Annotated in this window: 23 protein-coding genes; 19 read left to right on the plus strand and 4 right to left on the minus strand. The window is 76.1% G+C overall.

Features of this window, described 5'->3' with window-relative positions:
- Positions 1-13: 13 nt before the first annotated feature.
- On the minus strand, positions 14-565 hold the full coding sequence (locus KSE_RS07550; protein ID WP_014134689.1) for an NUDIX domain-containing protein: 552 nt from the start codon (positions 563-565) through the stop codon (positions 14-16).
- A gap of 224 nt (positions 566-789) precedes the next feature.
- On the opposite strand from KSE_RS07550, the gene KSE_RS07555 reads away from it, so the two are divergent.
- From KSE_RS07555 to KSE_RS07585, 7 genes are all read left to right on the plus strand, one after another.
- Positions 790-1,101, plus strand: a complete 312-nt coding sequence (locus tag KSE_RS07555; RefSeq protein ID WP_014134690.1) for a hypothetical protein — start codon at positions 790-792, stop codon at positions 1,099-1,101.
- A 249-nt stretch (positions 1,102-1,350) separates the two neighbouring features.
- Positions 1,351-2,322 (plus strand): UbiA family prenyltransferase, encoded by a 972-nt coding sequence (locus KSE_RS07560; protein ID WP_014134691.1) that lies wholly within the window; start codon positions 1,351-1,353, stop codon positions 2,320-2,322.
- A 41-nt stretch (positions 2,323-2,363) separates the two neighbouring features.
- Positions 2,364-3,992, plus strand: a complete 1,629-nt coding sequence (locus tag KSE_RS07565) for an AMP-binding protein (protein WP_014134692.1) — start codon at positions 2,364-2,366, stop codon at positions 3,990-3,992.
- Between the two features lie 27 nt (positions 3,993-4,019).
- On the plus strand, positions 4,020-5,510 hold the full coding sequence (locus KSE_RS07570) for an NAD(P)/FAD-dependent oxidoreductase (protein WP_014134693.1): 1,491 nt from the start codon (positions 4,020-4,022) through the stop codon (positions 5,508-5,510).
- The gene (locus KSE_RS07575) at positions 5,507-6,298 is read left to right on the plus strand and encodes a class I SAM-dependent methyltransferase (RefSeq protein ID WP_014134694.1); all 792 of its coding nucleotides are present in this window, start codon (positions 5,507-5,509) and stop codon (positions 6,296-6,298) included. Before KSE_RS07570 ends, KSE_RS07575 begins: the two co-directional genes overlap by 4 nt.
- Positions 6,295-7,857 (plus strand): CoA transferase, encoded by a 1,563-nt coding sequence (locus KSE_RS07580; protein ID WP_231873138.1) that lies wholly within the window; start codon positions 6,295-6,297, stop codon positions 7,855-7,857. The genes KSE_RS07575 and KSE_RS07580 overlap by 4 nt, the downstream gene beginning before the upstream one ends.
- 46 nt (positions 7,858-7,903) lie before the next feature.
- On the plus strand, positions 7,904-9,571 hold the full coding sequence (locus tag KSE_RS07585; RefSeq protein WP_051055726.1) for a class I adenylate-forming enzyme family protein: 1,668 nt from the start codon (positions 7,904-7,906) through the stop codon (positions 9,569-9,571).
- Positions 9,572-9,619: 48 nt separating this feature from the next.
- Here KSE_RS07585 and KSE_RS07590 read toward each other — a convergent pair whose 3' ends face one another.
- Both KSE_RS07590 and KSE_RS07595 read right to left on the minus strand, forming a co-directional pair.
- Positions 9,620-10,783: a DegT/DnrJ/EryC1/StrS family aminotransferase gene (locus KSE_RS07590; RefSeq protein ID WP_014134697.1), complete on the minus strand. Its 1,164-nt coding sequence runs from the start codon at positions 10,781-10,783 to the stop codon at positions 9,620-9,622.
- Positions 10,784-10,790: 7 nt separating this feature from the next.
- Complete coding sequence (locus KSE_RS07595) at positions 10,791-11,972, minus strand: DegT/DnrJ/EryC1/StrS family aminotransferase (protein ID WP_014134698.1); 1,182 nt, start codon at positions 11,970-11,972, stop codon at positions 10,791-10,793.
- Between the two features lie 215 nt (positions 11,973-12,187).
- Here KSE_RS07595 and KSE_RS42005 point away from each other — a divergent pair, with 215 nt between their 5' ends.
- The 6 genes from KSE_RS42005 to KSE_RS07625 all read left to right on the plus strand — a co-directional run bounded on the left by KSE_RS42005 (position 12,188) and on the right by KSE_RS07625 (position 18,373).
- A complete protein-coding gene (locus KSE_RS42005; RefSeq protein ID WP_193365998.1) occupies positions 12,188-13,279 on the plus strand; it encodes a Gfo/Idh/MocA family oxidoreductase in 1,092 nt (363 codons plus the stop codon).
- Positions 13,276-14,319 (plus strand): sugar phosphate isomerase/epimerase family protein, encoded by a 1,044-nt coding sequence (locus KSE_RS07605; protein WP_014134700.1) that lies wholly within the window; start codon positions 13,276-13,278, stop codon positions 14,317-14,319. The genes KSE_RS42005 and KSE_RS07605 overlap by 4 nt, the downstream gene beginning before the upstream one ends.
- Positions 14,309-15,625 carry a M20/M25/M40 family metallo-hydrolase gene (locus tag KSE_RS07610; protein ID WP_014134701.1) on the plus strand — a complete coding sequence of 439 codons (1,317 nt, stop codon included), beginning with the start codon at positions 14,309-14,311 and terminating at the stop codon, positions 15,623-15,625. Before KSE_RS07605 ends, KSE_RS07610 begins: the two co-directional genes overlap by 11 nt.
- A gap of 167 nt (positions 15,626-15,792) precedes the next feature.
- A complete protein-coding gene (locus tag KSE_RS07615) occupies positions 15,793-16,941 on the plus strand; it encodes an Ldh family oxidoreductase (protein WP_014134702.1) in 1,149 nt (382 codons plus the stop codon).
- Positions 16,938-17,915 (plus strand): Gfo/Idh/MocA family protein, encoded by a 978-nt coding sequence (locus KSE_RS07620; RefSeq protein ID WP_014134703.1) that lies wholly within the window; start codon positions 16,938-16,940, stop codon positions 17,913-17,915. Before KSE_RS07615 ends, KSE_RS07620 begins: the two co-directional genes overlap by 4 nt.
- The gene (locus KSE_RS07625; protein WP_014134704.1) at positions 17,912-18,373 is read left to right on the plus strand and encodes a DUF6917 domain-containing protein; all 462 of its coding nucleotides are present in this window, start codon (positions 17,912-17,914) and stop codon (positions 18,371-18,373) included. The genes KSE_RS07620 and KSE_RS07625 overlap by 4 nt, the downstream gene beginning before the upstream one ends.
- A gap of 158 nt (positions 18,374-18,531) precedes the next feature.
- On the opposite strand, the gene KSE_RS07630 is transcribed toward KSE_RS07625, so the two are convergent.
- Positions 18,532-19,071 carry an EF-hand domain-containing protein gene (locus KSE_RS07630; RefSeq protein WP_014134705.1) on the minus strand — a complete coding sequence of 180 codons (540 nt, stop codon included), beginning with the start codon at positions 19,069-19,071 and terminating at the stop codon, positions 18,532-18,534.
- Positions 19,072-19,530: 459 nt separating this feature from the next.
- On the opposite strand from KSE_RS07630, the gene mmuM reads away from it, so the two are divergent.
- From mmuM to glpK, 6 genes are all read left to right on the plus strand, one after another.
- Positions 19,531-20,472: a homocysteine S-methyltransferase gene (gene mmuM / locus KSE_RS07635; protein WP_081539343.1), complete on the plus strand. Its 942-nt coding sequence runs from the start codon at positions 19,531-19,533 to the stop codon at positions 20,470-20,472.
- Between the two features lie 50 nt (positions 20,473-20,522).
- Positions 20,523-20,879, plus strand: a complete 357-nt coding sequence (locus KSE_RS44370) for a hypothetical protein (protein WP_014134707.1) — start codon at positions 20,523-20,525, stop codon at positions 20,877-20,879.
- Positions 20,876-22,150 carry a serpin family protein gene (locus tag KSE_RS07645; protein WP_014134708.1) on the plus strand — a complete coding sequence of 425 codons (1,275 nt, stop codon included), beginning with the start codon at positions 20,876-20,878 and terminating at the stop codon, positions 22,148-22,150. Before KSE_RS44370 ends, KSE_RS07645 begins: the two co-directional genes overlap by 4 nt.
- A 28-nt stretch (positions 22,151-22,178) precedes the next feature.
- Complete coding sequence (locus tag KSE_RS07650) at positions 22,179-23,369, plus strand: serpin family protein (RefSeq protein WP_014134709.1); 1,191 nt, start codon at positions 22,179-22,181, stop codon at positions 23,367-23,369.
- Positions 23,370-23,519: 150 nt separating this feature from the next.
- Positions 23,520-24,287 carry an IclR family transcriptional regulator gene (locus tag KSE_RS07655; RefSeq protein ID WP_014134710.1) on the plus strand — a complete coding sequence of 256 codons (768 nt, stop codon included), beginning with the start codon at positions 23,520-23,522 and terminating at the stop codon, positions 24,285-24,287.
- A 273-nt stretch (positions 24,288-24,560) separates the two neighbouring features.
- Complete coding sequence (glpK, locus tag KSE_RS07660) at positions 24,561-26,105, plus strand: glycerol kinase GlpK (protein WP_014134711.1); 1,545 nt, start codon at positions 24,561-24,563, stop codon at positions 26,103-26,105.
- Positions 26,106-26,199 lie beyond the last annotated feature (94 nt).

Consider the following 26,199-nt stretch of genomic DNA (forward strand, 5'->3'; position numbering starts at 1 on the left):
TCAGTGGCGGGGGTCAGTGGCGGGGGAACTCGCCGTCGAACCAGGAGCGGGCCACCCGGGTGTGGAAGGGGAAGGCGAGCGGGGTGTCGACGGTGGCGAGCTGCCAGCCCTCGGTCTCGTCGGTGGGGACGGAGGGCGGCAGGTCGGCCAGGTTGCGGGCCGGAAGGAGGGCGAACAGGCAGAGGAAGCCGCCGAGGGTGTCGGAGTCGGTGGCGACCAGCCGGACCTCGCCGGGGTCGGCCAGGATGCCGGTCTCCTCGCGCAGTTCGCGGACGGCGGCCTGCTGCCAGCTCTCGCCGTAGTCGATGTAGCCGCCGGGCAGGGCGAGCAGGCCGTGGCCGGGCTCGATGGTGCGGCGGATGACGGTCAGCCGGGTGTCGCCGTCGGGGTGGTGGACGGGGAGCAGCGCGACCGTGACCGGGAGCGGGTTGCGGTAGCTGATCTCGGTGCACGCCGGGCAGGTGCGCGGCCAGGCGTCGGTGCCGGCCGGGTAGGGCGCTCCGCACCAGTGGCAGTGGGTGTGGGGGCCGAAGGGGGTGGGGCGGGCGGACGGCTGGGTCGTCATGGGGGCGATGGTAGTGCGGACGGGTGACGGGCGGGGCGGGGTCGGGGCGGTGGGGCCGGGCGGGTGCTCGTGGGGGCGTGCGGGGGTGCGGTGACGCGGGGCGGGCGGGGGTGCGGTCCGGCCGGGCGGGTGAATCCGGGAACCGGGATTGGAATGCGGTGGTGTGCGCACGATAGCGATGGGGGTGATCCCGCGAACCGGTGCGGGAACTCTCTTCGTCAAGGATGATTGTGCGAGCGATTCTGGTTTCCCTGGTGGCGGCGGGCGCGGTGCTCGGCCTGGCGGCCCCGGCTCCGGCGGCGGGGCGGGCGGCGAGCGGCGACGTGGTGGTGTTCTCGACCGAGGCGCAGCCGCTGGACGTCTACCGCGACCCGGTCGGTTGTCAGCAACTTCCCACGGTGGCGCATGTGTTGACCAACCAGACGGACCGGCCGGTGAAGGTCTACGGCAACCCGTTCTGCCTGGGTCCCTCGGTCGTGGTGCAGCCGGGCTACGGGACGCACGTGCCGGGCGGGGCGGGGAGCTTCTCCGCGTAGTGCGCCTGCGCGAATAGGCGGTCGGATGATCGCACGGGCGGTCGGGGAAATACCCGATCGCCCTTTTTGCATTCGATCGGAGAAATGCGTCCGAACGGTCCCGCTATGCCATGATGGCGATCAGCCGACCCCTGGTCCGTCCTGGCGAATGGGCGCACCCTCCGCGCGGTCGGCTCGTTCGTCTCCGGCCCCCCGCGGCAGTCGCGTCCCGGGTTGCGGCCGCCCCCGGTCGAGAGGACTGCGTTTCCCGTGGAGCACGTCGCCCTTCCCGCTGCCCCCGAGGTGGCCCCGATCCCCTGGCGGGCGTACGCCAGGCTGGCCAAACTCGACATCTGGGACTACTACTTGAGCGTCCCGCTGGTGGCCGCGCTGGTCTTGGCCGCGGGGACGGGCGCGGACGCCGGAGCGGTCCTGGCGGTGCTGGTGCTGTTCCTCGGCGGCGAGGTCGCGATGAGCGCGGCCATGTGCACCTTCGACGACGTCACCGGCTACCGGGACGGCAGCGACGCGGTGAACTACGGGCCGGACGCGCCGGCCCGGCGGCTGGCCCGCAAGCCGCTGGTGGCGGGCACCCTGACGGAGCGGCAGGCGATCCGGTTCGGCTGGCTGACCGTCGCGCTGTGCGTGCTGTGCTGGGCGGCGGCCGTCGCGGTGGCGCCCGCCCGGCCCGGGTGGGCGGTGGCCGGGACGGCGGCGCTGGCGGTGTTCGGCTTCCAGTACACCTGGTGGCTGCGGATCAGCTACAACGGCTTCCAGGAGTTCTTCCTGGCCGCGCTCGGCTGGTTCTTCGTGCTGCCGCTGTACGGGCTGCTGACCGGGCGGGCCGACGGCTTCGCGGTGGTGCAGGCGCTGGTGTTCGGCCTCGGGCCGCTGCTGTTCGGCGTGTACTCCAACACCAACGACATCCCGGGCGACCGCGCGGTGGGGCGCAGGACCGCCGCGGTGCTGCTCCCGCCGCGCGGCAACGCGGCGTTCGTGGCCGGGTGTTCGGCGCTGGAGGCGGTGCTGCTGGTGGGCTCGGCGGTGGCCGGGTTCGCGCCCTGGTGGTTCCCGCTGGTGATGGCGCCGGTGGTGGCGCTGCGCGGGTGGCAGTGGGTGCTCGGGTTCGTCCGGGGCGAGATCCTGCTCGCCCGCCGGCTGGGGATCCGGCTGCACCGGGTCTGCTGCGCGCTGCTGGTCGGCGTGGACCTGGCGCTCGCGGTGACCGGCGGCGGGCTGTGAGCGGCGGGCGCGGCGCGGGGGCGCGGGCGGGGGCCCGGGGCGTGAGCGGCGGGCGCGGGCCGCTGTTCCGGCGGCTGCCGCTCGACCTGGGGCCGCTGTTCGACACGCTGGCCGAGCAACGTCCTTCGGTGGACGTCCGGTTGGGCCGTCCGCTGGACCTGGCGCCGGAGCGCGGCACCGGGTACGACACCGCGCAGCTGGCCGAGCTGGTGCGGGAGACCGCGGCCTGGCTGGCGGCGGCCGGGGCCGGGCCGGGGTCGTCGGTGGCGGTGGTCAAGCGCAACCACTGGGACTACGTGCTGCTGGCCTGCGCGGCGGCCCGGATCGGGGCGGTGCCGGCGCTGCTGTCCGACCGGGTGCCCCCCGAGGCGCTGGGCGCGCTGCTGCGGCGGCTGCGGGCGGACGTGCTGGTCACCCAGCGGGGCGTGCTGGCCGGGGCGCGGGCGGCCGGGGTGGAGCTGACCGCGCCGGCCGGGCGGACGGTCTGCCTGGACGGCGACTGGGCGGGCGCGCTGACGGTGGACGGGCTGCGCGGCGGGCCGGTGCCCGCGGTGCGCTCCCGGGGCGAGGACGAGCCGCTGGCGGTGATCCACACCTCGGGCACCACCGGCGTCCCCAAGCTGGTGGTGCACTCCACCCGGACGCTGATCCGGCGGCTGTCCGCGTTCGAGGCCCGGCCCTGGCCCGTCCTGTCGGCGCGCCGCGAGGACACCGTGGCCAGCGCGATCTCGTTCGCCCACGGGCGGGCGCTGACCTGGACGGTCAGCGCGTTCTGGCGGGCGCCGCGGACCGTCGCGCTGCTGCCCGACTCGGACCCGGCGACGGCCGCCGCGCTGCTCGGCGCGCACCCGCCGACCGTGCTGGAGGCGCTGCCGTCCAGCTACGTGCGCTGGCAGCCGCTGACCGCCGGGGCGGACAACCCGTTCCGGGACGTGCGGCTGTTCATCTCGACCTTCGACGCGATGCACCCGCCGACCGTCCGGGCCTTCCTGGACGCCACCCGGCGGCGGCGGCCGCTGTGGATGCAGGGCTGGGGACAGAGCGAGACCGGGCCGCTGAGCTTCCGCTTCCTCACCCGGGGCGCGCTGGCCGCGTCCGGCCTGCGCCACCCCACCACCCGTGACCTGGGGCGGCCGGTGCCCGGCTGGGTCCGGGTCAAGGTCGCCGACCCGCGGCGGCCCGGCCGGACCGCCCGGCCCGGCGAGACCGGCCTGCTGTACGCCCGCACCGGGGCGCTCTGCCTCGGTTACCTGGACGAGCCGGAGCGCTGGGGGCGCAAGCTCGACGGCGGCTGGTTCAACACCGGCGACCTCGGCACCCGCACCCGGGACGGCCGGGTCTTCGTGCTCGACCGGGAGGTCGACATGGTGCCCGGGCTGAGCTGCGTCGAACTGGAGGACGTCCTGCACGAGCGGCTGCCGGACGTCGAGGAGGCCGTGCTGCTGTCGGTGGCCGACGGCCGCCCGCAGCCGGTGCTGGTCACCGCGGACGGCGCGCTCGATCCGGCGCGCTGGCGGGACGCGGTGCGCGACCTGCCGCCGCTGGCCGAACCGCTGGTGGTCGGCTGGGACGCGGTGCCGCGGACCGCCACCGGGAAGGTCCGGCGGCACGAGCTGCGCGAGCGGGTGCTGGCCGGGAGCGCCGGCATCGGAACCGGACTGTGGACGTGAACGCCCTTTCGGCGGAGGTGGTTTGAGATGACCTCGGAAGTATCGGAAACGTCGGGCGTCGACGTCGCGGTGGTCGGGGCCGGGATCGCCGGACTGGCCGCCGCGCACCACCTGGCCGCGGCCGGGCGGTCGGTGCGGGTCTACGAGGGCGCGGACCGGGTCGGCGGGCGGATGGCCTCCAGCCGGGTGGACGGCTGGCTGCTGGACGAGGGCGCGGAGACCATCGCCGGCGCCGGGTACGAGGCGACCTGGGAGCTGATCCGGGCGGTCGGCCTGCCCGCCGAGCGGGTGCCGGTGATCGAACCCGGCTTCGCGCTCTGGCGGCACGGCCGGGCCCACCCGCACCTCGGCCACCCCAAGGGCCTGCTGACCGGCGCCGGACTGTCCTGGCGGGGCCGCTGGGCCTGGCTCCGGTTCGCCGCCGAACTCGCCACCGCCTGGCGCGGGTTCGACCCCGACCGGCCGGAGACCGCACCCAGCGGGGACGCCACCCTGAGCGAGTACTGCGCCGGATCGGCCGGACGACGGGAACTCCTCGCCGGCATGCTGCAACCGCTCTCCGGCCACTGCTTCGGCTGGCGGCCGGACGACTCCGCGCTCGCCCCGATGGCCGCCACCCTGCTCTCGGTCGGCGGCGCCGGAGCCCGCTGGATGACCTACCGGGACGGCATGGACACCCTGGCCCGCCTGCTCGCCGACCGGCTGCCGGTCGAACTCGGCCGCCGGGTCACCGCCGTCCGGGAGCGGGCCGGATCCGACGGCGGCGTGCTGCTGGAGTTCGCCGACGGCACCCGGGTGACCGCCCGGCAGGCCGTGCTGGCGGTGCCCGCGCCGCTCGCCCTCGACCTGCGCGGGGACGACCTGCCGGCCGACGAACGGCCGTACCTCGCGGCCGGCAGCTACACGCCGATGCTCAAGACGGCCTGCCTGCTGGACCGGCCGCTGCCCGGCCCGACCGGGGCGTCCAGCTACGCGCTGTCGGTGCCGGAGAGCGAGAGCCGGGTGTGCGCCGGGCTGATCCTCGACCACCTGAAGGCCGAAGGGCGGGCCCCCGAGGGCAAGGGCCTGGTCAGCGTGTTCGCCTCGCCGTGGGCCTCCCCCGGGCTGCTCGGCGAGTCGGACGAGCGGATCGCGGAGGTGCTCTGCGCCGAGGCCGAGCGGTTCCTGCCCGGCCTGCGGGCCGCGACCGTCCGGACCCTGGTGCACCGCTTCCCGCTCGGGCTGCCGCAGGGCGCGCCGGCCGCCGTCCGGGAGCGGGCCGCGTTCCTGGACCGGCCGACCCGGGCCGTCGAGTACGCCGGGGACTGGGTGATGCTCCGGCCGAGCAGCGAAGGGGCCGTGCGGTCCGGGAAGTTGGCGGCGCGGCGGGTGCTGGCGCACGCGGCGGGGTCGGGGTCGGTCCGGGGCGCGGGCGCGGCTGCGGGCGCGGGCGCGGGCGCGGCTGCGGGCGCGGGCGCGGCTGCGGGCGCGGGCGCGGCTGCGGGCGCGGGCGCGGGCGCGGCGGGGGGTGTCCGGTGACCGCCGCGACCGGCTCGTACCTGTTCGACAACGGGAGCGCGCACGCCGCCGGGCAGCACCGCTGCCTGGCGGCCTGGCTCGACCCGGTCAGCGTCGAGGCGCTGCGGGCGGGCGGGGTCCGGCCCGGGATGCGCTGCCTCGACGTGGGCACCGGGGCGGGCAGCGTCGCGCTCTGGCTGGCCGGTCAAGTCGCCCCCGGGGGCTCGGTGCTGGCCACCGACCTGGTGCCGCTGCCGGTGCCGGAGCGGCCCGGCCTGGTGGTGCGGCGGCACGACGTGGTGCGGGACGAGCTGCCCGAGGGCGCGTTCGACCTGGTGCACGCGCGACTGGTGCTCTCCCACCTGCCCGAGCGGGACGCCGTCCTGGCCCGGCTGTTCGCCGCGCTGCGGCCCGGCGGCGTACTGCACCTGCTGGAGTTCGACGCCGAGTACGCGCCGCTGCTCACCGCGCCGGACGCGCGCGCCCGGCAGCTCTACGAGCGGTACCAGCAGGCGAAGTTGCGGGCCTTCCGGGCCCGCGGCTCGCACCAGGGCTGGGGGCGCGAGTGCGCCGACGCGCTGCTCCGGGCCGGGTTCACCGATGTCGAGGCGCGGGCCCGGATCGACCTGCTGGCGCCCGGGACACCGCAGTTGGAGATGCAACTGCACAACACCGGGCACCTGCGCGAGGCGCTGCTCCGGGAGGGGCTGAGCGACGACGAACTCGCCGAGCTGCGCGGGCTGTTCGCCGATCCGCGGTTCCTGGCCTGCTCGAACGTGGTGTACGCGGTGCGCGGGCGGCGGCCGTGACGGGGGGCGCGGCGGCGGCGCTCGGGGTGCGGCCCCGGGTGGCGGAGGAGGTGGCGGCGGGGCTGCTGCGGGCCTCCGGGGTGGGCGTGGCGGAGGGGGAAGTGCTTGAGGTAGGCGGAGAGTTGGCGTGCCGGGTGTCCTGGGCCGGGCCGTCGGCACTGCCGGTGGGCAGCGAGCGGGAGGTGCAGGCGGCGTGCGGGGTGGCGCACGTGCACGGGCGACGGTACGGCGGGCCGACGGTGCTGGGGGTGGACTTCGCGTCGGTGGCCGCCGGGGTGCTGGGGGCGACCGGGGCGCTGGCGGCGCTGCGCGCCCGGCGGCTGGGGGCGGCGTACCGCGAGGTGGGCGTGTCGGTGGTGCAGGGCGCGCTGCTCGGGCTGTCGCAGTACCTGGCGGCGGCGACCGCGCCGGAGCAGGGGTGGGCGGAGCCGACCGGGACGGGCGGGCCGCCGTTCGGCTCGGCGGACGGGGTGTGGTTCGAACTGGAGGCGCTGGAGGCGGACGGCTGGCTGCGGTTCTGGTCCGAACTGGGCGTACCGCGAAGGGTGGTGGGCCGGGCCTGGCCGCCGTTCCAGAGCCGGTACGGGACGGCGGCGTGTCCGCTGCCGCCGGAGCTGTTCGCGGCGGCGCGGGCGGTCGGGTACGCGCGGCTGGTGCGGGTGGCGGCGGAGTGCGGGGTGGAGCTGACGGCGGTGGCGGAGCGGCCGGCCGTACTGGGCGGGATGCCGTGGCGGCTGCGGGCCGGCGCGACGGCGGCGGTGGGGGGCGGTGGCGGGTCCGGTTTCGCGCGCGGCCCGCTGGACGGTGTGACGGTGGTGGAGATCACCCGGCGGGTCCAGGGGCCGCTGGCCGGGCGGGTGTTGGCGTTGCTCGGGGCCGCCGTGGTGCGGGTCGAGCCGCCGGGCGGGGACCCGCTGCGCGGGGTGCCGCCGCTGGCGGAGGTCGGCGGAGCGGCGGTGTCGGCCAGGTTCGCGGCGCTGAACCGCGGCAAGGGGGTACTGGAGGCGGACCTGCGCAGCGCGGAAGGCCGTTCCTCGGTACGGGAGTTGATCGGCGGGGCGGACGTCCTGCTGCACAGTCTGGCACCCGCGAAGGTGGCCGGGCTCGGGTTGGACGCCGAGGCGGTCGCCGCGCTGCGCCCCGGGCTGGTGTACGCGCAGGCCAGCGGCGGCGGGCCCGGACTGAGCACCGACTACCCGGTGCAGGCGCACTCCGGGCTGGCCGCGCTGCTGGCCCCGGCCGGGGGGCCGCCGCGGCCGACCCTGCTGACGGTCTGCGACGTGCTGGGCGGCCTGGTGTGCGCGGCGGGGACGGTGGCCGGGCTGGAGGCCCGCGAGCGGACCGGGCGGGCGCAGCGGGTGGAGTCCTCGCTGCTGTCGGCGGCCCGGCTGCTGTGCGGGGTGGGTGGGGACGCCGGTACGGGTGCCGGTGGCGGGGTGGTGGACGCGGAGGTGTGCACGGACCTGGCGGTCCTGGCGCGGGATCCGCGGCTGGCGGCGGTGCTGGAGTTCGGCGCGGACGGGTGCGCGTTCGTCCGCGCGCCTTGGGAGTTCGGATAGTTCGGGTGGGTCGGGCGGTTTCGGAACGTGAACGGGAGTGGTGGTCGTGACGTGGGTTTCGGTGGCGGGTGTGGAGTTCCCCGACCGGGTGGACCGGGCGCTGCGGGAGCGCTGGGTGACTGAAGGGTGGTGCCCGGGGCGGGGGTTGTACGAACTGTTCGCGGAGCGGGCGGCGGCGGTGCCCGGCCGGATGGCGGTGGTGGACGGCGGCGGTGAGCTGACGTACGCCGAACTGGACAGCTGGGTACGGGGGTTGGCGGCCGGGCTGGCCGGGCGGGGGGTGCGGCCCGGCTCGGTGGTGGGGGTGAAGGTGCCCGCCGACCGGCGGGCGCTGGTGGTGGATCTGGCGGTGGCGGCGCTGGGCGCGGTGGCGCTGCCGTGCACGCCGGGGCACGGGCGGCGGGACCTGCTGGCGGTGTGGGGGACGGCGCGGGTGGACGCGGTGGTGACGGTGCCGGAGTGGAAGGCCCTGGTGGACGGGCTGCGGCCGGAACTGCCGGACCTGCACGAGGTGGTGGTGCTGGGCGAGGACCCGTGGCCGGAGCGGGCGGGGTGGGCCCCGGTGGCGGTGGACGCGGAAGCGCCGGCCCGGATCCTGGTCTCCTCGGGTTCGGAGGCCGCGCCGAAGCTGGTGGCGTACTCGCACAACGCCCTGGCGGGCGGGCGCGGACGGTACGTGGAGCGGGTGTTGGAGACGGCGGACGGCACGCCGCCCCGGGTGCTGCTGCTGGTCAGCCCGGCGACGGCGTACGGCTCGCTGGCGGTGGTGGCGCTGGTGCGGTGCGGGGCGACGGTGCTGCTGCCGCCGGTCGGGGAGCGGTTCGACCCGGCGGGGGCGCTGGCGGCGGTGGGGCGGTGGCGGCCGACGCACCTGGCGGCGGTGCCGACCATGCTGCGCCGGATGGCGGAGCTGCTCCCGGCGCCGGGCGAGGACCTGTCCTCGCTGCGGGCGGTGGTGTCGAGCGCGGCGGCGCTCTCCCCGGCGGTGCTCGGTGCGGCGCTGCGGCGGTTCGGCTGTCCGGTGGTGAACGTGTACGGGGCCAGCGACGGGCTCAACTGCCATGCGCGGTGGACGGATCCGGACGGCGACGTGCTGCGGGTGGGCCGGCCGGATCCGGCGGTCGCGGAGTTCCGGGTCTGCGGGCCGGACGGGCGGCCGGTGCCGGCCGGGGTGCCGGGCGAGTTGCAGGCGCGCGGGCCGATGACGCCGCTGTGCCACGTCGGGGCACCGGAGCTGGACGCCCGGCTGCGGGTGGACGGGGGCTGGGTGCGCTCGGGCGACCGGGGGGTGCTGGAGGCGGACGGCTCGCTGCGGGTGCTGGACCGGATCCGGCAGACGGTGAACCGGGGCGGGGTGTCGATCTCCACCGCAGAGGTGGAGCACCTGCTGGAGGGGCACCCGGAGGTGGCCGAGGCGGTGTGCGTGCCGGTACCGGACCCGGACCTCGGCGAGCGGATGTGCGTGTGCGCGGTGCCGCGCGGGCAGGCCCTCGATCTCGGCGAACTGGCGCTGTTCCTGGCGGAGTTGTGCGGCCTGGAGCGGTACAAGCTGCCGGAGCGGCTGGTGCTGCTGGAGCGGATGCCGCTGCTCGGCTCCGGGAAGCCGGACCGGCGGGTGGTCGCGGAGCTGGCGGCGGCGGCCGTCCGGGCGGCGGAAGCGGCCGGACCGGCGGAGGCGGAGGAAGCGGAGGAAGCGGTGGGGGCGGCGGGGTGAGCCGGTGGGCGCCCCCGTGTCGGACGGGGGCGCCCGGCGCGGGGGCGGTCAGCCGGGGAAGGCGAGGACGGCTTCGGTGATCCGGTCGACCTGGGCGTCCGTGAGGTGGGGGTAGATCGGCAGCGAGAGGCTCTGCCGGGCGGCCCGTTCGGCGTGCGGCCAGTGGCCGTCGGCGGGGGCGGCGGGGGCGAAGGCGGGCTGCTGGGGCAGCGCCTGCGGGTAGTAGACGTGGCTGTCGACGCCGTGGACGGCGAGGTGCCGCTTGAGGTCGTCGCGGCGTTCGGCGAGCAGCGTGTAGACGTAGTAGCAGCGGCCGTTGGTGCCGGGCGGGGGCGGGAGGACGCCGCGGTCGGCGAGCGGGGTGAAGTGGGCGGTGTAGTGGGCGGCGATCTCGGCGCGGCGGGCGAGGCGGCCGGCCAGGCCGGGGTGGCGGCGGAGCTGGAAGCCGGCGAGGACCTCGTCGAAGCGGCTGTTCAGGCCGATCAGGTGGTGTCGGAAGCGGTGCACGCCGTCCTGTCCGTGGTTGCGCAGCATCCGTACGGTGCGGGCGAGTTCGGGGTCGTCGGTGATGACGACGCCGCCTTCGCCGGGGCCGCCGAAGGACTTCACCTGGACGAAGGAGAACAGGCCGGCGTCGCCCCAGGTGCCGGCCGGACGGCCGTCCAGGACGGCGCCCTGGGCGACGGCGGAGTCCTCGATCAGCCGCAGGCCGTGCCGGGTGGCGAGGGTGCGCAGCCGGGGCATGTCGGCCATCACGGAGAACATGTGGGCGGGCAGCAGCGCCTTGGTGCGGGGGGTGATCAGGGCTTCGGCGGCGTCGGGGTCGATGACCAGGGTGTGCGGGTCGACGTCGGCGAAGACCGGGGTGGCGCCGACGCCGAGGACGGTGTTGGCGAGCGGGGCGCAGCCGTAGGCGGGGACGATCACCTGGTCGCCGGGGCCGAGGCCGGCGGCGCGCAGGATCAGGGTGAGCGCGGTGGTGCCGCTGCCGCAGGCGATGACGTGGCCGGCGCCGAGTTCGGTGCGCAGCAACTCCTCGAAGCGGGCGGTGCGTTCGCCGAGGATGAAGCGCTGGGCGGGGTCGGTGGCGACGTCCCGGACGGTGTCGAGCAGCAGGTCGCGGTCGTCCTCGAAGAGGTCGGGCGGGAAGAACGGGATGGTGGCGGCGGCGGTTTCGGCGGCGGCCGCGCTGGCGGTGGTGGTGGCGGTCATCGGCGGGTCAGCGCTGCTTTCCGTGCTGGAAGTCGCGGACCAGGTCGCTGACCAGGTCCAGTTGGCGGTCGGCGAGGTCGGGGTAGAGCGGGAGCGCGAGGGCGCGGCCGCAGGCGGCCTCGGCGTGCGGGAACTCGCCCGGTCGGTGGCCGAGTTCGGCGAAGCAGGGCTGGAGGTGCAGCGGCGTCGGGTAGTAGGTCTCGGTCTGGACGCCGTGCCGGGCGAGGTGGTCGGCGAGTTCGTCGCGGTGGTCGGACTCGATCAGGTAGACGTACCAGACCGGATTGGTGGCGGCGTCCCGCCGGACGACGGTGGGGAGGGTGAGGCCGGGGGTGCCGGTGAGGCGTTCGGTGTAGGCGGCGGCGAGGTGGGCGCGGCGGGCGATGTCCTGGTCGGCGCGGCCGAGCTTGGCGAGCAGGACGGCGGCCTGGATGTCGTCCATCTTGCTGTTGGTGCCGAGGAGTTCGGTGGGGCGGTTGATGGTGGGGAAGTCGTCCAGGGTGCGGCCGGTGCGGCCGTGGTGGCGCATCGCGGAGACGGCTTCGGCGAGTTCGGGATCGTCGGTGAGGACGGCGCCAGCGTCGCCGATCGCGCCGAGGGTCTTGGTGGGGAAGAAGGAGAGTACGCCGCCGGCGCCGTGCAGGCCGGCGTGCAGGCCGTCCCAGCGCATGCCGAAAGCCTCGGCGCTGTCCTCGACGACGGTCAGGCCGTGCCGGTCGGCGGTGGCCAGCAGGGCATCCAGTTCGGCGAGTTGGTGGAACAGGTGGACGGGCATGACCATCCGGGTGCGGTCGGTGCGGACGGCTTCGACGCTCGCCGGGTCGAGGCCGTAGCTGACCGGGTCGATGTCGGCGAAGACCGGGCGGCCGCCGGCCAGCACGACCGAGGTGGCGGAGGCGACGAAGCTGTAGGCGGGGACGATCACCTCGTCGCCGGGGCGCAGTCCGGCGGCGCGCAGCAGCAGGACGAGGGCGTCGGTGCCGCTGTTGACGCCGATCACGTGGCGGGCGCCGGTCCAGGCGGCGAGGGCGGTCTCGAACTCCTCGACCTTGGGGCCGTGCGAGTACTTGCCGCGGTCCATCAGTGCGTCGAGGTGGCGCCGGGTGGTGGGCCAGAGGGATTCGAAGGTCTCGGCCTGGGTGAAGAAGGGGACGGCCGGGGAGGTGTCCGGAGCGGTAGTGGCACCCATGAAACTCTCATCGGATTGTATGGATTAGACGGGCTCAAGAGAACCGCCCTCGAACCTATGCCCCGTACACCGCGTCCAACTGCCGAGATGCCAGGTTTCACTCCTTCGAATGGCCTTCCTGGTAAGGGATTTGACGGCCGATCGGATCGCCGCCGAAGTACTGCTTGAATACCGGACGAGGCAGTACCACGACGCGGAAGGAATGACGTCTCGCCATGTCGAACGGACTCGGTACCTTACTCGTCGGAATGGGGCGGGCCGGACACGGACTCCACCTCCCGGTGCTGCGCCGGCTGCGCGCCGCGCCCGGCACGGCGCACCTGTTCGCCCCCGGGCCGGTGCTCGCCGTCGACCCGCACCGCCGCCCCGGGGCCGCCGCCGACCTGCGCCCGACCAGCCTGGCCGAGGCGCCCCGGCTGTCCGACCCGGAGCGCACCGTCGTCCACCTGTGCACCCCGCCCACCGAGCGGACCGCCGCGCTGGAGACGCTCGGGCGGCTCGGCTACCGCCGGGTGCTGCTGGAGAAGCCGGTGGCCGCCGACAGCCGCGGCCTGGACGAGTTGCTCGCGCTGCGCGACCGGTACGGGATCGACCTGGTGGTGGTCGCCCAGTGGCTGGGCAGCCGCCTGACCGATCGGCTGCGCGCGCTGCTCGCCCAGGACGCGTACGGGCCGCTGCGGACGATCCACGTCGTCCAGCGCAAGCCGCGCTTCTCCCGCTCGCTGGCCGGCGACGGGCACCCCACCGCGTTCGACGTCGAACTGCCGCACTCGCTGGGCCTCTGCCTGGCGCTGGCCGGACCCGGCGAGGTGACCGGCGCGGGCGGCACCGACATGGTGGTCGGCGGCCGGGTGCTGCCCCGGCTCGGCACCGCCTGGCTCAACCTCCAGCACGACAGCGGGGCGTGGACCCGGATCCGCTCCGACCTCACCTCGCCGGTGCGCGAGCGCCGGGTCACCCTGGAACTGGCGCACGGCACCCTGATCGGCCACTTCCCCGGCAGCGAGGCCGACGCGTACGCCCGGCTGACCGTCATCGACCGGGACGGCGAGCACACCGAACTGCTGCGCGACGACGCGCTCGGCGGCTTCCTGGAGCACACCTACGGCTACTACGCGGCGCCCGGGTCGGGGCGCGGGCCGCACCCCGACCTGGGGGTGAACGCCCAGGTGGTGCGGCTGCTCGACCGGGCCAAGGCGATCGCCGCCGACGGCGGCCGGGGCGGGGTGCCCGGCGGAGCGCCCGGCGGTGGGCGGGGCGGTGGGCGCGGCGGGGCCGTGGCGCGGCGGACGGCGGCCGCCCGGTGAGCACCCTCCGCGAGGGCGGGCGGGCCCGGCAGCGGCGGGACGACCGGACACCGGCGGCCCGGCGGCCCGCGATCCGGTTCGGCGGGATCGGCGACGAGGCCGCCCCCGACCTGGCCGGACAGATCGACGCCCTGGAGCAACTCGGCTGGCGCGAGCTGGAGTTGCGCACGGTGGACGGCGTCTGGGTCGCCGACCTGCACACCCGGCAGGTCAGGTCGATCGCCACCACCCTGAAGCGGCACGGCATCCGGGTCTCCGGCCTGGCCTCCCGGATCGGCAACTGGGCCTCCGACATCACCGGCGACCCCACGGCGGACGTCCTGGAGTTCCACCGGCTCGCCGTCCGCGCCGAACTGCTCGGCACCGACCGGATCCGGATCATGTCCTACCCCAACGCCACCGGCCTGCCGGCGGCCGAGTGGCGCCGACTGGCCCTGGAGCGGATGCACGGCTTCGCGATCGGCGCGGAGCATGGCAACCAGGTCGTGCTGCACGAGAACTGCGCGGGCTGGGGCGGGAGTTCGATCGAGAACACGCTCGACCTGATGACCTCGGTGGACAACCCCGGGCTGCGGCTGCTGCACGACACCGGCAACGGGGTGCCGTACGGCTACGACGGGTTCGAACTGCTGCGCCGGAGCGTCGAGTACGTCGACCACGTGCACATCAAGGACGCGGTCGGCGACGGCGAGCGGACCCGGTACGTGCTGCCCGGCACGGGCGACGCCCGACTCGCCGAGTCGCTGCGGCTGTTGACCGCGCGCGGCTGGCGCGGCGGCTGGTCGCTGGAACCGCACCTGGCCACCCGGCCGCACGAGGGCCTGGCGGCGGACGGCCGCTCCGAGAACGGGTCCGAGAGCGGATTCGTCGCCGCCGGGCGGGCGTTGACCGCGCTGGTGGAACGCGAGGTGCTGCCGCACTCCCCCGGCTGGCGGCTCGTCCCGGGCGGCCTGGCCTGGGAGGCACCGACGCCCAGGCAGGCGGAACCCGCCGACGCGAGCGCCGACGCGGCCGTGGGGGTGGCGTCCGGTGCTCACTGAGACCCTTCCACTGGAGGCCGGACTCTCGCCGGGCGAGCGGGAGTTGCTGCTCGACCTGCTGCGGCTGCCGACCGCCGGGCCGCTGGAGGCCGGGCCGGGCGCGCCGCCGCCGCTGCTGCCCGAGGCGCTGGAGGCGTACGCCCGGGCGGCGGCCGGTCTGGGCCTGGCCGAGCTGTACCGGGGCGCGCCCGGGGTGGCCGAACTCGACCGGCCGGACGTGCCGTTGACCGTCCGGCAGGCGGTGCGGTCGGCGGCCGGTCCTGGCTTCCTGGCCTGCCAGCCGAGCCTGGTGCTGCGGCTGGGGCCCGCGCTGCCACGGGCGGCGACGGTGATGTTCAACGTGCACCTGGACACGGTGGCCGGCCGGGAGCCGGTCGGCTTCGACGGGCGGCGGTTCACCGGGCGGGGCGCGATCGACGCCAAGGGCCCGGCGGTGGCGCTGCTCGCCGGGGTGCGGGCGGCGGTGGCGGCGGAGCCCCGGGTGGGGCGGGAGGTCGCGGTGCTGGTGCAGGCGGTGTCCGGTGAGGAGGGCGGCGCGATGGGCGTGTTCGGCACCCGTCCGCTGGTCGAGGCCGGGTACGTGGGCGCGCTGAACGTGTTCTGCGAGCCGACCGGCCTGCGCTTCCTGCCCCGCTCCACCGCCGCCGCCACCGCCCGGCTGCGGGTGCGCGGCGAGGACGCGATCGACGACTGCCCGGAGGCGGGCCACAACGCGACGGTCCTGCTCGGCTTCCTCGCCCAGCACCTGGCACGGGAGTTGGGCGGCGCGGCCGGACCGCGCGACCCGGTCTGCGTGGCGGGGATGAGCACCGGCCCGCTGCACAACCGGGTCTACGGGATCGGTGAGCTGCTGCTCAACCTCCCCTACCGGGAGGCCGGTTCGGGCCGCCGGGCGGAACGGGCGGTGGCGGCCGCGGTCCGCTCCGGACTGGCGGAGTTCCGGCACCTGTTCGGCGGGCTGCCGGAGTTCGCCCGGACCGCCGCCGACTGCGCGCGGATCACCCGGCTCGACTGGCCCAAGCGCGGCCTGCCCGTCCTGGACAACCGGCACCCGGCGTTCGAGGAACTGCTGACCGGACCGGCCGGGATCGCCCGGATGCCGGACACCGAACCGGCCTTCACCTGCGACGCGATCTGGACGGCCGGCCTGCCGGACGACGCGTTCACCGTGGTGCTCGGCCCGGGCGAGCTGGGCGCCAACCGGGCGCACGCGGCGGGCGAGTTCGCCGAGGCCGCGCAGCTCGACGCCTTCGCCTCGGCGGTGGCCCGGCTGCTGGTGGCCTTCGCCCGCCACGGCCGGGCCTGAGACCAGCCGCCGGGCCTGAGACCAACGGCCGGCCTGAGAACAACCCCCGGCCTGAGAACAACCCCCGGACCTGAGAACAACCCCCGGACCTGAGACCAACCGGCGGCCCTTGACCCGGCCGACCCCGAGACCACCTGATTCCCCTTCCCGACTGGAGGCTGTTCCCCGTGACCACCGTGGCGTCCGCGCCCAGTGCCGCCGGCACCGTCCGCGTCCCGTACGCCGACCTGATCCGTTTCACCACCGAGGTGTTCGCCGCGCACCGGCTGCCTCCCGAGCGCGCCCGGGAGGCGGCGGAGGCGCTCTGCTACGGCGACGCCGCCGGGATGGACTCGCACGGGCTGGCCAACCTGGGCCGGCTCTACCTGCCGTTGCTGGCCGAGGGGCGGGCCGATCCGCTGGCGGAGCCGGTGGTGCTGGCCGACCGGGGGGCGGCGGTGCTGGTGGACGCGGCCGGGGCGCTCGGGCTGTGGCAGGCCGGGGCGGCGATGGAGCTGGCGGCGGAGCGGGCCGAGCGGTACGGGATCGGGCTGGTGTCGGTGCGCCGGGCCACCCACTTCGGCTGTGCGGGCCACCACGCGGCGCGGGTCACCGGGCGCGGGATGATCGGGCTGCTGGCGTCGAACTGCGGCCGCCAGCGAATCGCCCGGCCGCCGGGCGGCGCGGTGGCGCTGCTCGGCACCAACCCGTGGAGCGTGGCCGCGCCGGCCGGTGAACTGCCGCCGTACGTCCTGGACATGAGCACCACGGCGGTGCCGACCGGCCGGGTCCGGGCGGCCGAGCGGGCGGGCCGGTCGATCCCGGAGGGCTGGCTGGCCGGGCCGGACGGGCAGCCGGTGACCGACCCGGGGGCGTTCGACCGGGGCGAGGCGCACCTGCTCTGGCTGGGGGCCGGTTCGGGCGGCGAGTTCAAGGGCTTCGGGCTGGGGCTGATGGTGGAGGTGCTGGCGGCGCTACTGCCGGGCGCCGGCCTGGGCCCGGAGCCGGACGCGCTGACCGGCGACGGACGGCCGTCCGGGCGGGACGACGACATCGGCGTGTTCGCGCTGGCGATCGCCCCGGCGACGCTCCGGGATCCCGGGCAACTGGCGCTGGACGCCCGTACCTTGTTCGGCACGGTGCTGGACTGCCCGCCGGCCGAAGGGAGTTCGGGCCCAGTGGCGTACCCGGGCTGGCACGAGGCCCGGCGCACCGCCGAGTCGTACCGCGACGGGGTGCCGCTGGCCGCGCCGCTGCTGGCCGAACTGGCGGAGATCGCCGGGCGGTTCGGCATCCGACCGGTGGACGCCGACACCTGCGGGGAGGGCGGCCGGTGAGCGGGCTGCGGTTCGGGGTGGTCGGGCTCGGGGTGATCTCGCGGTTCTACCTGGCCGCGCTGGAGCGGGTGCCGGGGGTGCGGCTGTCGGCGGTGTGCGACCGGGACGCGGCGGTGCTGGAGCCGTTCGGCGGCCGGGTGGCGTGCTTCACCGACCACCGGGAGATGCTGGCGGCGGGCGGGCTGGACGCCGTGGTGGTGACCGTCCCGAACGACCTGCACCTGGCGATCGCCCGGGACGCGCTGCGGGCCGGACTGCCGGTCTGCGTGGAGAAGCCGCTGGCCCTGCGGGCCGTCGAGGGCGAGGAGTTGGCGGCGCTGGCGGCCGAGCGGCGGGTGCCGCTGTTCACCGCCTTCCACCGGCGCTACAACACGGCGGTGCGGGAATTGGCCGCGACCGTGGCCCGACACCCCTCCCCCGTACGGTCGGTGACCGCGCGCTACTTCGAACTGATCGAGGAGCACGTCGGCCGGGACCGCTGGTACCTGGACCCGGAGCGGTGCGGCGGCGGCTGTGTCGCCGACAACGGCCCGAACGCGTACGACCTGCTGCGGCTGCTGGCCGGCCCGCTGGAGCTGACCGGCGCCCGGGTGGCGCGCGACGGCGGCGGGGTGGACCGGTCCGCCGAGCTGGAGCTGGCGGGCCCCGGCGGGGTGCGCGGCCGGATCCTGCTGGACTGGTCGTACCCGGGCGAACTCAAGGACGTCGAGGTCGAGTTGGCGGACGGATCGGCGCTGCGGGCGGACCTGCTGGCCGGGCACGAGGGCTTCAAGCAGTCGCTGTGGCACGAGTACGAGGGCATCGTCGGCGAGTTCGCCGGGCTGCTGCGCGGCGAAGGGCCCGGCGGGACGGACCGGCCGACGGACCGGGGCCCGGACGGGGTGGACGCGCTGCGGGTGGTCGAGGCGGCGTACCGCGCCGAGGCGGCCGCGGTGGCGGCGGCGGACGCGGCCGGGGCGGGGGTGCGCGGATGATCCGGGACCCGCTGGCCGGCTGGCAGGACTGGCAGGGCGTGCCGCCGCTGCGCGAGAACGGGCCGAAGCGGACGGTGACCGGCACGCTGGTGAAGGTGCTGCTGCACAGCCGCACCGAGCGCGGGATGAGCCTGGAGCCGTTCGCCAGCCGGTGCGTGCGGGCCGGCGAGGTGCACGAGCTGGTCACCACCGACCAGCGGGACACCGTGGCGGGCGCGCGGATCGACCGGGTCGGGTTCCTGGGGTTCGCGGAGATCGCGGTCGCCGGGGTGCTGGACCGCGGCGACGAGGTGTACGTCGGCGAGCACCGGGTGGGCACGGTGCTGGGCTTCGACGGCTGCCACTTCCCCAACCACTACAACGTGCTGATCGCCGCCGACCACCTGCTCACCGGCGAGAAGCTGGACCTGCGGCCGGAGCTGCCGGTGCGCTTCGTCCCGGCGGACGAGGTCCGCTGAGGCGGAACGGGGTCGGGGGTCCGCCGAGGCGGAACGGGGTCGGGGGTCCGCCGAGGCGGAACGGGGTCGGAAGAACGGACGGGGCAGCGGCAGGGCCCGGAACGGGGGGCGCCATCCCCGTTCCGGGCCCTCGGTGGTCAGCCTGGTGGCAGGACCGCTCAGCGGCCGAGCAGCGGGACGTCGATGTCGCCCAGGTGGTAGGCACGCACGGCCTGCACCAGCTCCTCGACGGACAGCTGGCCGTCGCCGTTGGCGTCGATCTGGGCGAACGCCTCCAGCGGGTTGACGTCGTGGACGCCGATCGCGTCCAGCCAGGACTTGAACTCGGCCGGGTTGACCTGGCCGTCGCCGTCCACGTCGACCAGCTCGACGATGGCCTGGATGGTCGGCGTGACGACGCGGCCGAAGCCGGCGCCGCCGTTCTCCAGGACGTGCTCCTCGGCGATGTGGTTGAACTGCTCGGGGGTGAGCGCGCCGGTCTGCTCGTCGATGCCGGCCTTGTCGGCGAAGAAGCCCCACATGCCGAGGTAGGCGTCGGTCAGCTGGCGGGCGGCCGGGGTGCCGGGGGCCTCGCCGAACGCCTGCAGGATGCGCTGGGCCTCGGCGTCCCAGTCGGCGCGGTCGATCTGGCCGTCGCCGTTCACGTCCCAGAGGTCGAAGCGCTTCTGGGTACGGTCGAGCTGCACGGAAGTGGTCATGGTGGAGGTTCTCCAGTGTGGGTCTGGCGCGGGCGGCGGGCGGCCCGGGGACAGGGTCGGCGAGCCGGCGCCCGCGGTGTGTTCGGACGGGCCGTCACACAATCGGCGTGGCAACGGAACGTCACACTACCGGCACGCTGCGCAACGGATCGCACACGTGCCGCCAACCGGGTGAGTTTCGCGGTTCGTTGACGCTCCGTCGGTTCGACGGTCTCTGAACTCGCGGCTCCGCACCACGATTTGGGGACAGCGTCAACCGTTTCGACAGACGGCTCCCGGGCGGGTGACCCGGCCCGTTCCGCCACCATCCGGGCATCGCACCGGGCTTAGGATCGAAGGATGCCCGGAGCCCGGAGCGGGGCCGGCGCGCGGTCGGCCGGAATGCGCCCCGGATCCGCCGCACCCCGGTCCACCACCCCCGGGTTCGCCGGGGACGGCGGGCGGGTGCAGGCTGGAGGGATGGTGACGGACTTCGGTGCTTCCCCTTCCGGCGCGGCCCTGGTGGCGGCGATGGCGGACGGCCCGGTGCTGCTCGACGGCGGACTGTCGAACCGGCTGGCCGAGCAGGGCTGCGACCTGTCGGACGGGCTCTGGTCGGCCCGACTGCTGCTGGACGAGCCGGGGCAGCTGCTGGCGGCACACCGGGCGTACTTCGCGGCGGGCGCGCAGGTCGCGACCACGGCGAGCTACCAGGCCAGCCGGGCGGGTTTCGCCGCCCGCGGGGTGGACGCGGCGAAGACCGACCGGCTGTTGGCGCTGAGCGTGGAGGTGGCCCGGCTGGCGGCCGAGGAGGTGTCGGCGGAGCTGGGCGACGGCCGGCCGCGCTGGGTGGCGGCCTCGGTCGGCCCGTACGGGGCGGTGCTGGCGGACGGCTCCGAGTACCGGGGCCACTACGGGCTGTCGGCGGCGGAGCTGGCGGAGTTCCACCGCCCCCGGCTGGAGGCGCTGGCGGCCGCGGGGCCGGACGTGCTGGCGGTGGAGACCGTGCCCGACCTGCTGGAGGCGGCCGTACTGGCGGACTGCGTACGGGGGTTGGGGGTGCCGGTGTGGTTCTCGTTCGGCGCGGCGGACGGGCTGACCAGGGGCGGGGAGCCGCTGTCGGAGGTGTTCGCGCTGGTGGCGGAGGTGCCGGAGACGATCGCGGTGGGCGTGAACTGCTGCGCGCCGCGCGAGGTGGACGCGGCGGTGGCGCTGGCGGCGGAGGTGACCGGCCTGCCGGCGGTGGCGTACCCGAACAGCGGGGAGGGCTGGGACGCGGCGGCCCGGGACTGGACGGGCGAGGCCGCCTTCGACCCGGCCCTGGCGGCGGACTGGGTGGCGGCCGGGGCCCGGCTGGTCGGCGGCTGCTGCCGGGTCGGGACGGACGGGATCGCCCGGCTGGCGGCGGCGCTGCGGGCCTGAACCGCCTCCGCTTATCGTCAAAGCGACGAAAAGCGGGTAGGCTCCCGGGCATGAGAATCGTCACGACCCGGGACAGCGTCTGCATGGGCGACGACTGCCGGGCCCCGCACGAGGGCCAGTGGCTCGTCCCCGCCGGAAGCACCCTGCGCGACACGCTGGACCGGGTCGTCGGCGGATGCCCGCGGATGTCGAACGCCTGCTGGGTCGCCCACTTCGCCCACCGCCAGGCGGCCGGCGAGCCGCTCGCGGTGGCCTCCCCGGAGTGGCCGCGGGTACGGCTGCTCCCCGCCGGGGTGGCCGCCGACGCGCTCGGAGCACCGGACGACGGGATGCGGATCCACTGGACCTACCGGACCGGAGTACGCCACCCCGACGCCCTCTGGCGGCAGTTGGGCGGCGCCGCGTGAACCACCGCCCCTCGCCGCCGCCCCCGCCGGAGCGGAACCCGCCCCCGCCGGACCGGAACCGGCCGCTGCCCCTCGGAGCGCCGCCCGCCCGGCCGACCGCGACCGGGCAGGTCAACGCGCTGGGAGCGCGCTGGGGACGGGAGTTGGACCACGCCGCCAACCAGGCGTGGACGGCGCTCGGCGTCTGGCCCCTGCTCGCCATGCTCGCGGCGGGTGCCGCCGGCCCGGCCCGCACCGAACTGGAACAGGCCCTGGGCGTCCCCGCCAACCAAGCGCCCGCCCAGGCGCGGGAGTTGCTGGAGCTGATCCGGAGGGTGCCGGGCTGCGCGGCCGCGCTCGGCGTGTGGACGGCGGCGGACGCCGGGGTCGAACCGGCCTGGGCCGCGCTGCTCGGCCCCTCCGCGCACCGGGAGTTGACCGGCGACCGGGACAAGGACCGGGCGGCGCTGGACGGTTGGGCCCGGGAGCAGACCGAAGGACTGCTCCCCGGGCTGCCGCTCGATCTCGACCAGGACACCCAACTGGTGCTCGCCTCGGCCCTGCTGGTGCGCACCCGCTGGCCGGTGCCGTTCCGCCCCGGGTTCGCCGAGGTGGCGGCGGGGCCGTGGGCGGGCCGCCCGGTGGACGGGCTGGAGCACAGCGGACCGGAGCTGTTCCGGCGGATCTCGGTGGCGCGGGGCGCGGCGGGCCCGGTGACGGAGGTCCGGATCACGGGCGGCGGCGGGATCGACGTCCACCTCGTGCTGGGCGAACCGGCCGCCACCCCCGGCGCGGTGGTCGCGGCCGGGTTCGACCTGGTCGCGGGCGCGCTGCCCCGGATCCCGCTCACCGACCTGCCGGACGGCACACCCGCCCCCGGCCTGCGGCTGGCGCCCCGCACGGACGGCCGCCAGCAGGACCTGGGCACCCTGCGGACGGTCGCGTTCACCGTCCGCGCCCTGCACGACCTGTGCGAACGCGCCGAACTGTTCGGCCTGACCGCCGCCGGGGCCGAGGACGAGGGCTGGTTCCCCGGCATCAGCCGCCGGATGCCGCTGTACGTGGCGGAGGCCCGGCAGAGCACGCTGGCGGCCTTCTCGGCCGCGGGCTTCGAGGCGGGCGCGGTCACCGCGCTCCGGGCCCGGCTGGGCGCGGGCGTGCCGCCGCACCGGGAGCGACCCCGGGCCGCCACCGCGAGCTTCGACCGGCCGTTCGCCTTCCTGGCGGTGCACCGGCCGACCGGTCTGGTACTGATGGCGGGCTGGGTCGCCGAGCCCGGCACCGCGTCCTGAGCGGGCGCGTGACCGAGGGGGGACGAGCATGGCGACGGACGCGATCGAACGGGTCAACGCGCTGGGAGCGCGCTGGGGGCGGGAGTTGGACCACACCGTCAACCAGGCGTGGACGGCGCTCGGCGTCTGGCCGCTGCTCGCGGCGCTGGCGGCGGGCGCCGCCGGCCCGGCCCGCACCGAACTGGCACAGGCCCTGGGCGCCCCCGCCGACCAAGCACCCGCCCAGGCACGGGAGTTGCTGGAACTGATCCGGAGGGTGCCGGGCTGCGCGGCCGCGCTCGGCGTGTGGACGGCGGCGGACGCCGGGGTCGAGGACGGCTGGCGGGAGAGCCTGGACGCCTCGCTGTGGGGGCAGTTGACCGGCGACGCCGCCAAGGACCGGGCGGCGCTGGACGCTTGGGCGCGGGAGCGGACCGGCGGCCTGGTGCCGGGGCTGTCGATCGAACCGAGCGGGGCGCTGCTGGTGCTGGCCTCGGCGCTGACGGTGCGCACCAGGTGGGCACGGCGGTTCCACCGCTGCCGGCACCAGCCGCAGCAGGGGCCCTGGGCCGGGCTGGAGCCCCTGATGCTGGAGGCGTCCGGCCCGGGGCTGTTCGAGCGGCTCGCGCTCGCGGAGACCTCGGCGGGCCCGGTGACGGAGGTCCGGGTCGCGGGCGGCGGCGAGGTGGACGTCCACCTCGTGCTGGGCGAGCCCGGTGCCGAGCCGGCGGCGGTGGTCGGGGCCGGGTTCGAGCTGGTGGCGGGCGCGGCGGAGCGGCGGCGGCTGACCGACCTGCCGGACGGTGCGCCGGGCCCCGGCCTGCGGTTGCGCTCGGTGGAGTCGAGCGAGCCGGAGCACCAGGCCCTGCTGGTGACGGCGGGCTTCGAGGTCCGGGTGGAGCACGACCTGCTGGCGCACGCCGGGGCGTTCGGCCTGCGCGCGGCCACCGGCGACGGCAGCCACTTCCCCGGCATCAGCCGCACCGTCCCGCTCAAGGTCGGCCGGGCCGGGCAGGCCGCCACCGCCGAGTTCTCCGCGGCGGGTTTCGAGGCCGGCGCGGTCACCGAGCTGGAGGTGCCCCGGGGCGCCTCGGGGTCTTCCGCCCGCTTCCCGGTCCGCTGGGCACGCGCCGCGTTCGACCGGCCGTTCGCGTTCCTGGCGGTGCACCGGCCGACCGGCCTGGTCCTGATCGCGGGCTGGGTCGCCGAGCCCGGCGTCGACGCCGACGCCGACGCCTGAGCCCGCGAACCCGCGGCTGACCATGCCGGGCAGCCGGAACGGGCGGGCGGGCGGAACCGGACGGCCGGGTAGTACGGTCGTCCGGGGCGCGTCGCCCCGTTCCGGCATGGTGGTCGGCATTGTCGACCGGTGGTCAGTGGAGGTGGGCGGGTGCCCGGTGCGATCCAGTCGCTGTCGCGGGCGGCCGCGATCCTGCGCCTGCTGGCGGGCGGGGAGCGCCGGCTCGGCCTGTCGGAGGTGGCGGCGGGGCTGGGGCTGGCGAAGGGCACCGCGCACGGGATCCTGCGGACGCTGCAGCAGGAGGGCTTCGTCGAGCAGGATCCGGAGAGCGGCAAGTACCAGTTGGGCGCGGAGCTGCTGCGGCTGGGCCAGAGCTACCTGGACGTGCACGAGCTGCGGGCCCGGGCGCTGGTGTGGGCGGACGACCTGGCGCGGGCGGCCGGGGAGACGGTGTACCTGGGGGTGCTGCACCAGCGGGGGGTGCTGGTGGTGCACCACGTGTTCCGGCCGGACGACTCGCGGCAGGTGCTGGAGGTCGGTTCGATGCAGCCGCTGCACGCGACGGCGCTGGGCAAGGTGCTGCTGGCGTACGACCCGGTGGCGCGCGGCGAGTTGGGCGACGGCCCGTGGGAGCCGTTCACGGCCCGGACGGTGACGGAGCCGGCGGCGCTGGACGCGCAGTGCGCGCTGGTCCGCGAGCGCGGCTGGGCGGACGCGGTGGAGGAGACCTGGGAGGGGGTGGCCTCGGTGGCGGCGCTGATCCAGGACCGGCGGCGCAACCCGGTCGGCGCGGTGTGCGTGTCGGGCGCGGTGGAGACGGTGTGCGGCCCGGACGGCGCGGTGCGCCCGGCGCTGGTGGCCTCGGTGCGGACGGCGGCCCGGGCGATCTCCCGGGACCTGGGCGCGCACCGGTTCTGAGCCCCCGGCGACTTCCGCGCCCCATGCGGCGGGCCGGTCGCGCGCCCATGCGGCGGGCCGGTCGCGCGCCCGTGCGGCGGGCGGGTTGCGTCACACCGCCTTGACGGGGGGCATCCGGCTGCGGTTGGCTTCCGAAGGCTGTTCGACATTGTCGAACAGCAGTCCGGAGAGGCTCGGCGGACCGCCCGCCCGCCTGGTTTGCCGGACCCGCGCGCACGGGGACTGACGAAGAGTCACCCCCGCCCCGTCGACGTCCGTGAGCCGAGGAACCGCATGACCGCCAGCAGGACCGCCCGCCACATCGCCGCGATCGACCAGGGCACCACGTCCAGCCGGTGCATCCTGTTCGACGCGGACGGCCGGATCGTCGCCGTCGAGCAGCAGGAGCACGCGCAGCTCTTCCCGCAGCCCGGCTGGGTGGAGCACGACGCGGCGGAGATCTGGACCAGGGTCCGCTCGGTGGTGCGCGGCGCGCTGGAGCGGGCGGGGCTGACCGCGGCGGACGTCCGGGCGGTCGGGATCACCAACCAGCGCGAGACCACCGTGCTGTGGGACCGGCACACCGGCGTCCCGGTGCACCACGCGATCGTCTGGCAGGACACCCGCACCGAGGCGCTCTGCCGCGAACTGGGCCGCAACGTCGGCCAGGACCGGTTCCGCCGGGAGACCGGCCTGCCGCTGGCCAGCTACTTCGCCGGGCCGAAGATCCGCTGGCTGCTGGACCACGTCGAGGGCCTGCGCGAGCGCGCCGAGGCGGGGGACGTGTTGTTCGGGACGATGGACAGCTGGCTGATCTGGAACCTGACCGGCGGCGTGGACGGCGGCCGGCACGTCACCGACGTCACCAACGCCTCCCGCACGCTGCTGATGAACCTGCACACGCTGGAGTGGGACGAGCGGATCGCCGAGTCGATCGGCGTCCCGCTCGCGATGCTGCCGGAGATCCGCTCCTCCGCCGAGGTGTACGGCGAGGCGGTCGGCGACCTGGCGGGCGTGCCGGTCGCGGCGGCGCTCGGCGACCAGCAGGCGGCGCTGTTCGGCCAGACCTGCTTCGCCGAGGGCGAGGCCAAGTCGACGTACGGCACCGGCACGTTCCTGCTGCTGAACACCGGCGAGAAGATCGTCAACTCGTACCACGGCCTGCTCACCACGGTCGGCTTCCGGATCGGCGACCGGCCGCCGGTGTACGCGCTGGAGGGGTCGATCGCGGTGACCGGCTCGCTGGTGCAGTGGCTGCGCGACCAGCTCGGCATCATCTCGACCGCCGCCGAGATCGAGACCCTGGCGGGCACCGTCGAGGACAACGGCGGCGCGTACGTGGTGCCCGCGTTCTCCGGCCTGTTCGCGCCGTACTGGCGCTCCGACGCGCGCGGCGTGATCACCGGGCTGACCCGGTACGTCACCAAGGGGCACCTGGCCCGGGCGGTGCTGGAGGCGACGGCCTGGCAGACCCGCGAGGTGGTGGACGCGATGGAGAAGGACTCCGGCGTGACGCTGACCGCGCTGAAGGTCGACGGCGGCATGACCTCCAACAACCTGCTGATGCAGTACATCGCCGACGTGCTGGACGTCCCGGTCGAGCGCCCGTACGTGGCCGAGACGACCGCGCTCGGCGCGGCCTACGCGGCGGGCCTGGCGGTCGGCTTCTGGGACGGCCTGGAGACGCTGCGCGCCAACTGGCACCGGGCCGCCGAGTGGACGCCCCGGATGGCCGCCGACACGCGCGAGCGCGAGCACCGCAACTGGTTGAAGGCCGTGGAGCGCACCATGGGCTGGATCGACCAGGACGAGCAGCAGCCCGAGCAGCCCGGGGCCTGACCCGGGCCCGCCCCCGCGGCCGCCCCGCCCCGCCCTCGCAGCACCCCCACCGACCGGAAGGAGCAGCGGACCCGGCCCAGGGCCGGTCCGACAC

The organism is Kitasatospora setae KM-6054 (assembly GCF_000269985.1).
Classification (GTDB): domain Bacteria; phylum Actinomycetota; class Actinomycetes; order Streptomycetales; family Streptomycetaceae; genus Kitasatospora; species Kitasatospora setae.

Coding starts and splice junctions, on each gene's coding strand:
- glpK (WP_014134711.1), top strand. CDS start 24,561: ATGACCGCCAGCAGGACCGCCCGCCACATCGCCGCGATCGACCAGGGC.
- mmuM (WP_081539343.1), top strand. CDS start 19,531: ATGGTGACGGACTTCGGTGCTTCCCCTTCCGGCGCGGCCCTGGTGGCG.
- KSE_RS42005 (WP_193365998.1), top strand. CDS start 12,188: ATGTCGAACGGACTCGGTACCTTACTCGTCGGAATGGGGCGGGCCGGA.
- KSE_RS07570 (WP_014134693.1), top strand. CDS start 4,020: ATGACCTCGGAAGTATCGGAAACGTCGGGCGTCGACGTCGCGGTGGTC.
- KSE_RS44370 (WP_014134707.1), top strand. CDS start 20,523: ATGAGAATCGTCACGACCCGGGACAGCGTCTGCATGGGCGACGACTGC.
- KSE_RS07630 (WP_014134705.1), bottom strand. CDS start 19,071: ATGACCACTTCCGTGCAGCTCGACCGTACCCAGAAGCGCTTCGACCTC.
- KSE_RS07550 (WP_014134689.1), bottom strand. CDS start 565: ATGACGACCCAGCCGTCCGCCCGCCCCACCCCCTTCGGCCCCCACACC.
- KSE_RS07590 (WP_014134697.1), bottom strand. CDS start 10,783: ATGACCGCCACCACCACCGCCAGCGCGGCCGCCGCCGAAACCGCCGCC.
- KSE_RS07555 (WP_014134690.1), top strand. CDS start 790: ATGATTGTGCGAGCGATTCTGGTTTCCCTGGTGGCGGCGGGCGCGGTG.
- KSE_RS07625 (WP_014134704.1), top strand. CDS start 17,912: ATGATCCGGGACCCGCTGGCCGGCTGGCAGGACTGGCAGGGCGTGCCG.
- KSE_RS07650 (WP_014134709.1), top strand. CDS start 22,179: ATGGCGACGGACGCGATCGAACGGGTCAACGCGCTGGGAGCGCGCTGG.
- KSE_RS07595 (WP_014134698.1), bottom strand. CDS start 11,972: ATGGGTGCCACTACCGCTCCGGACACCTCCCCGGCCGTCCCCTTCTTC.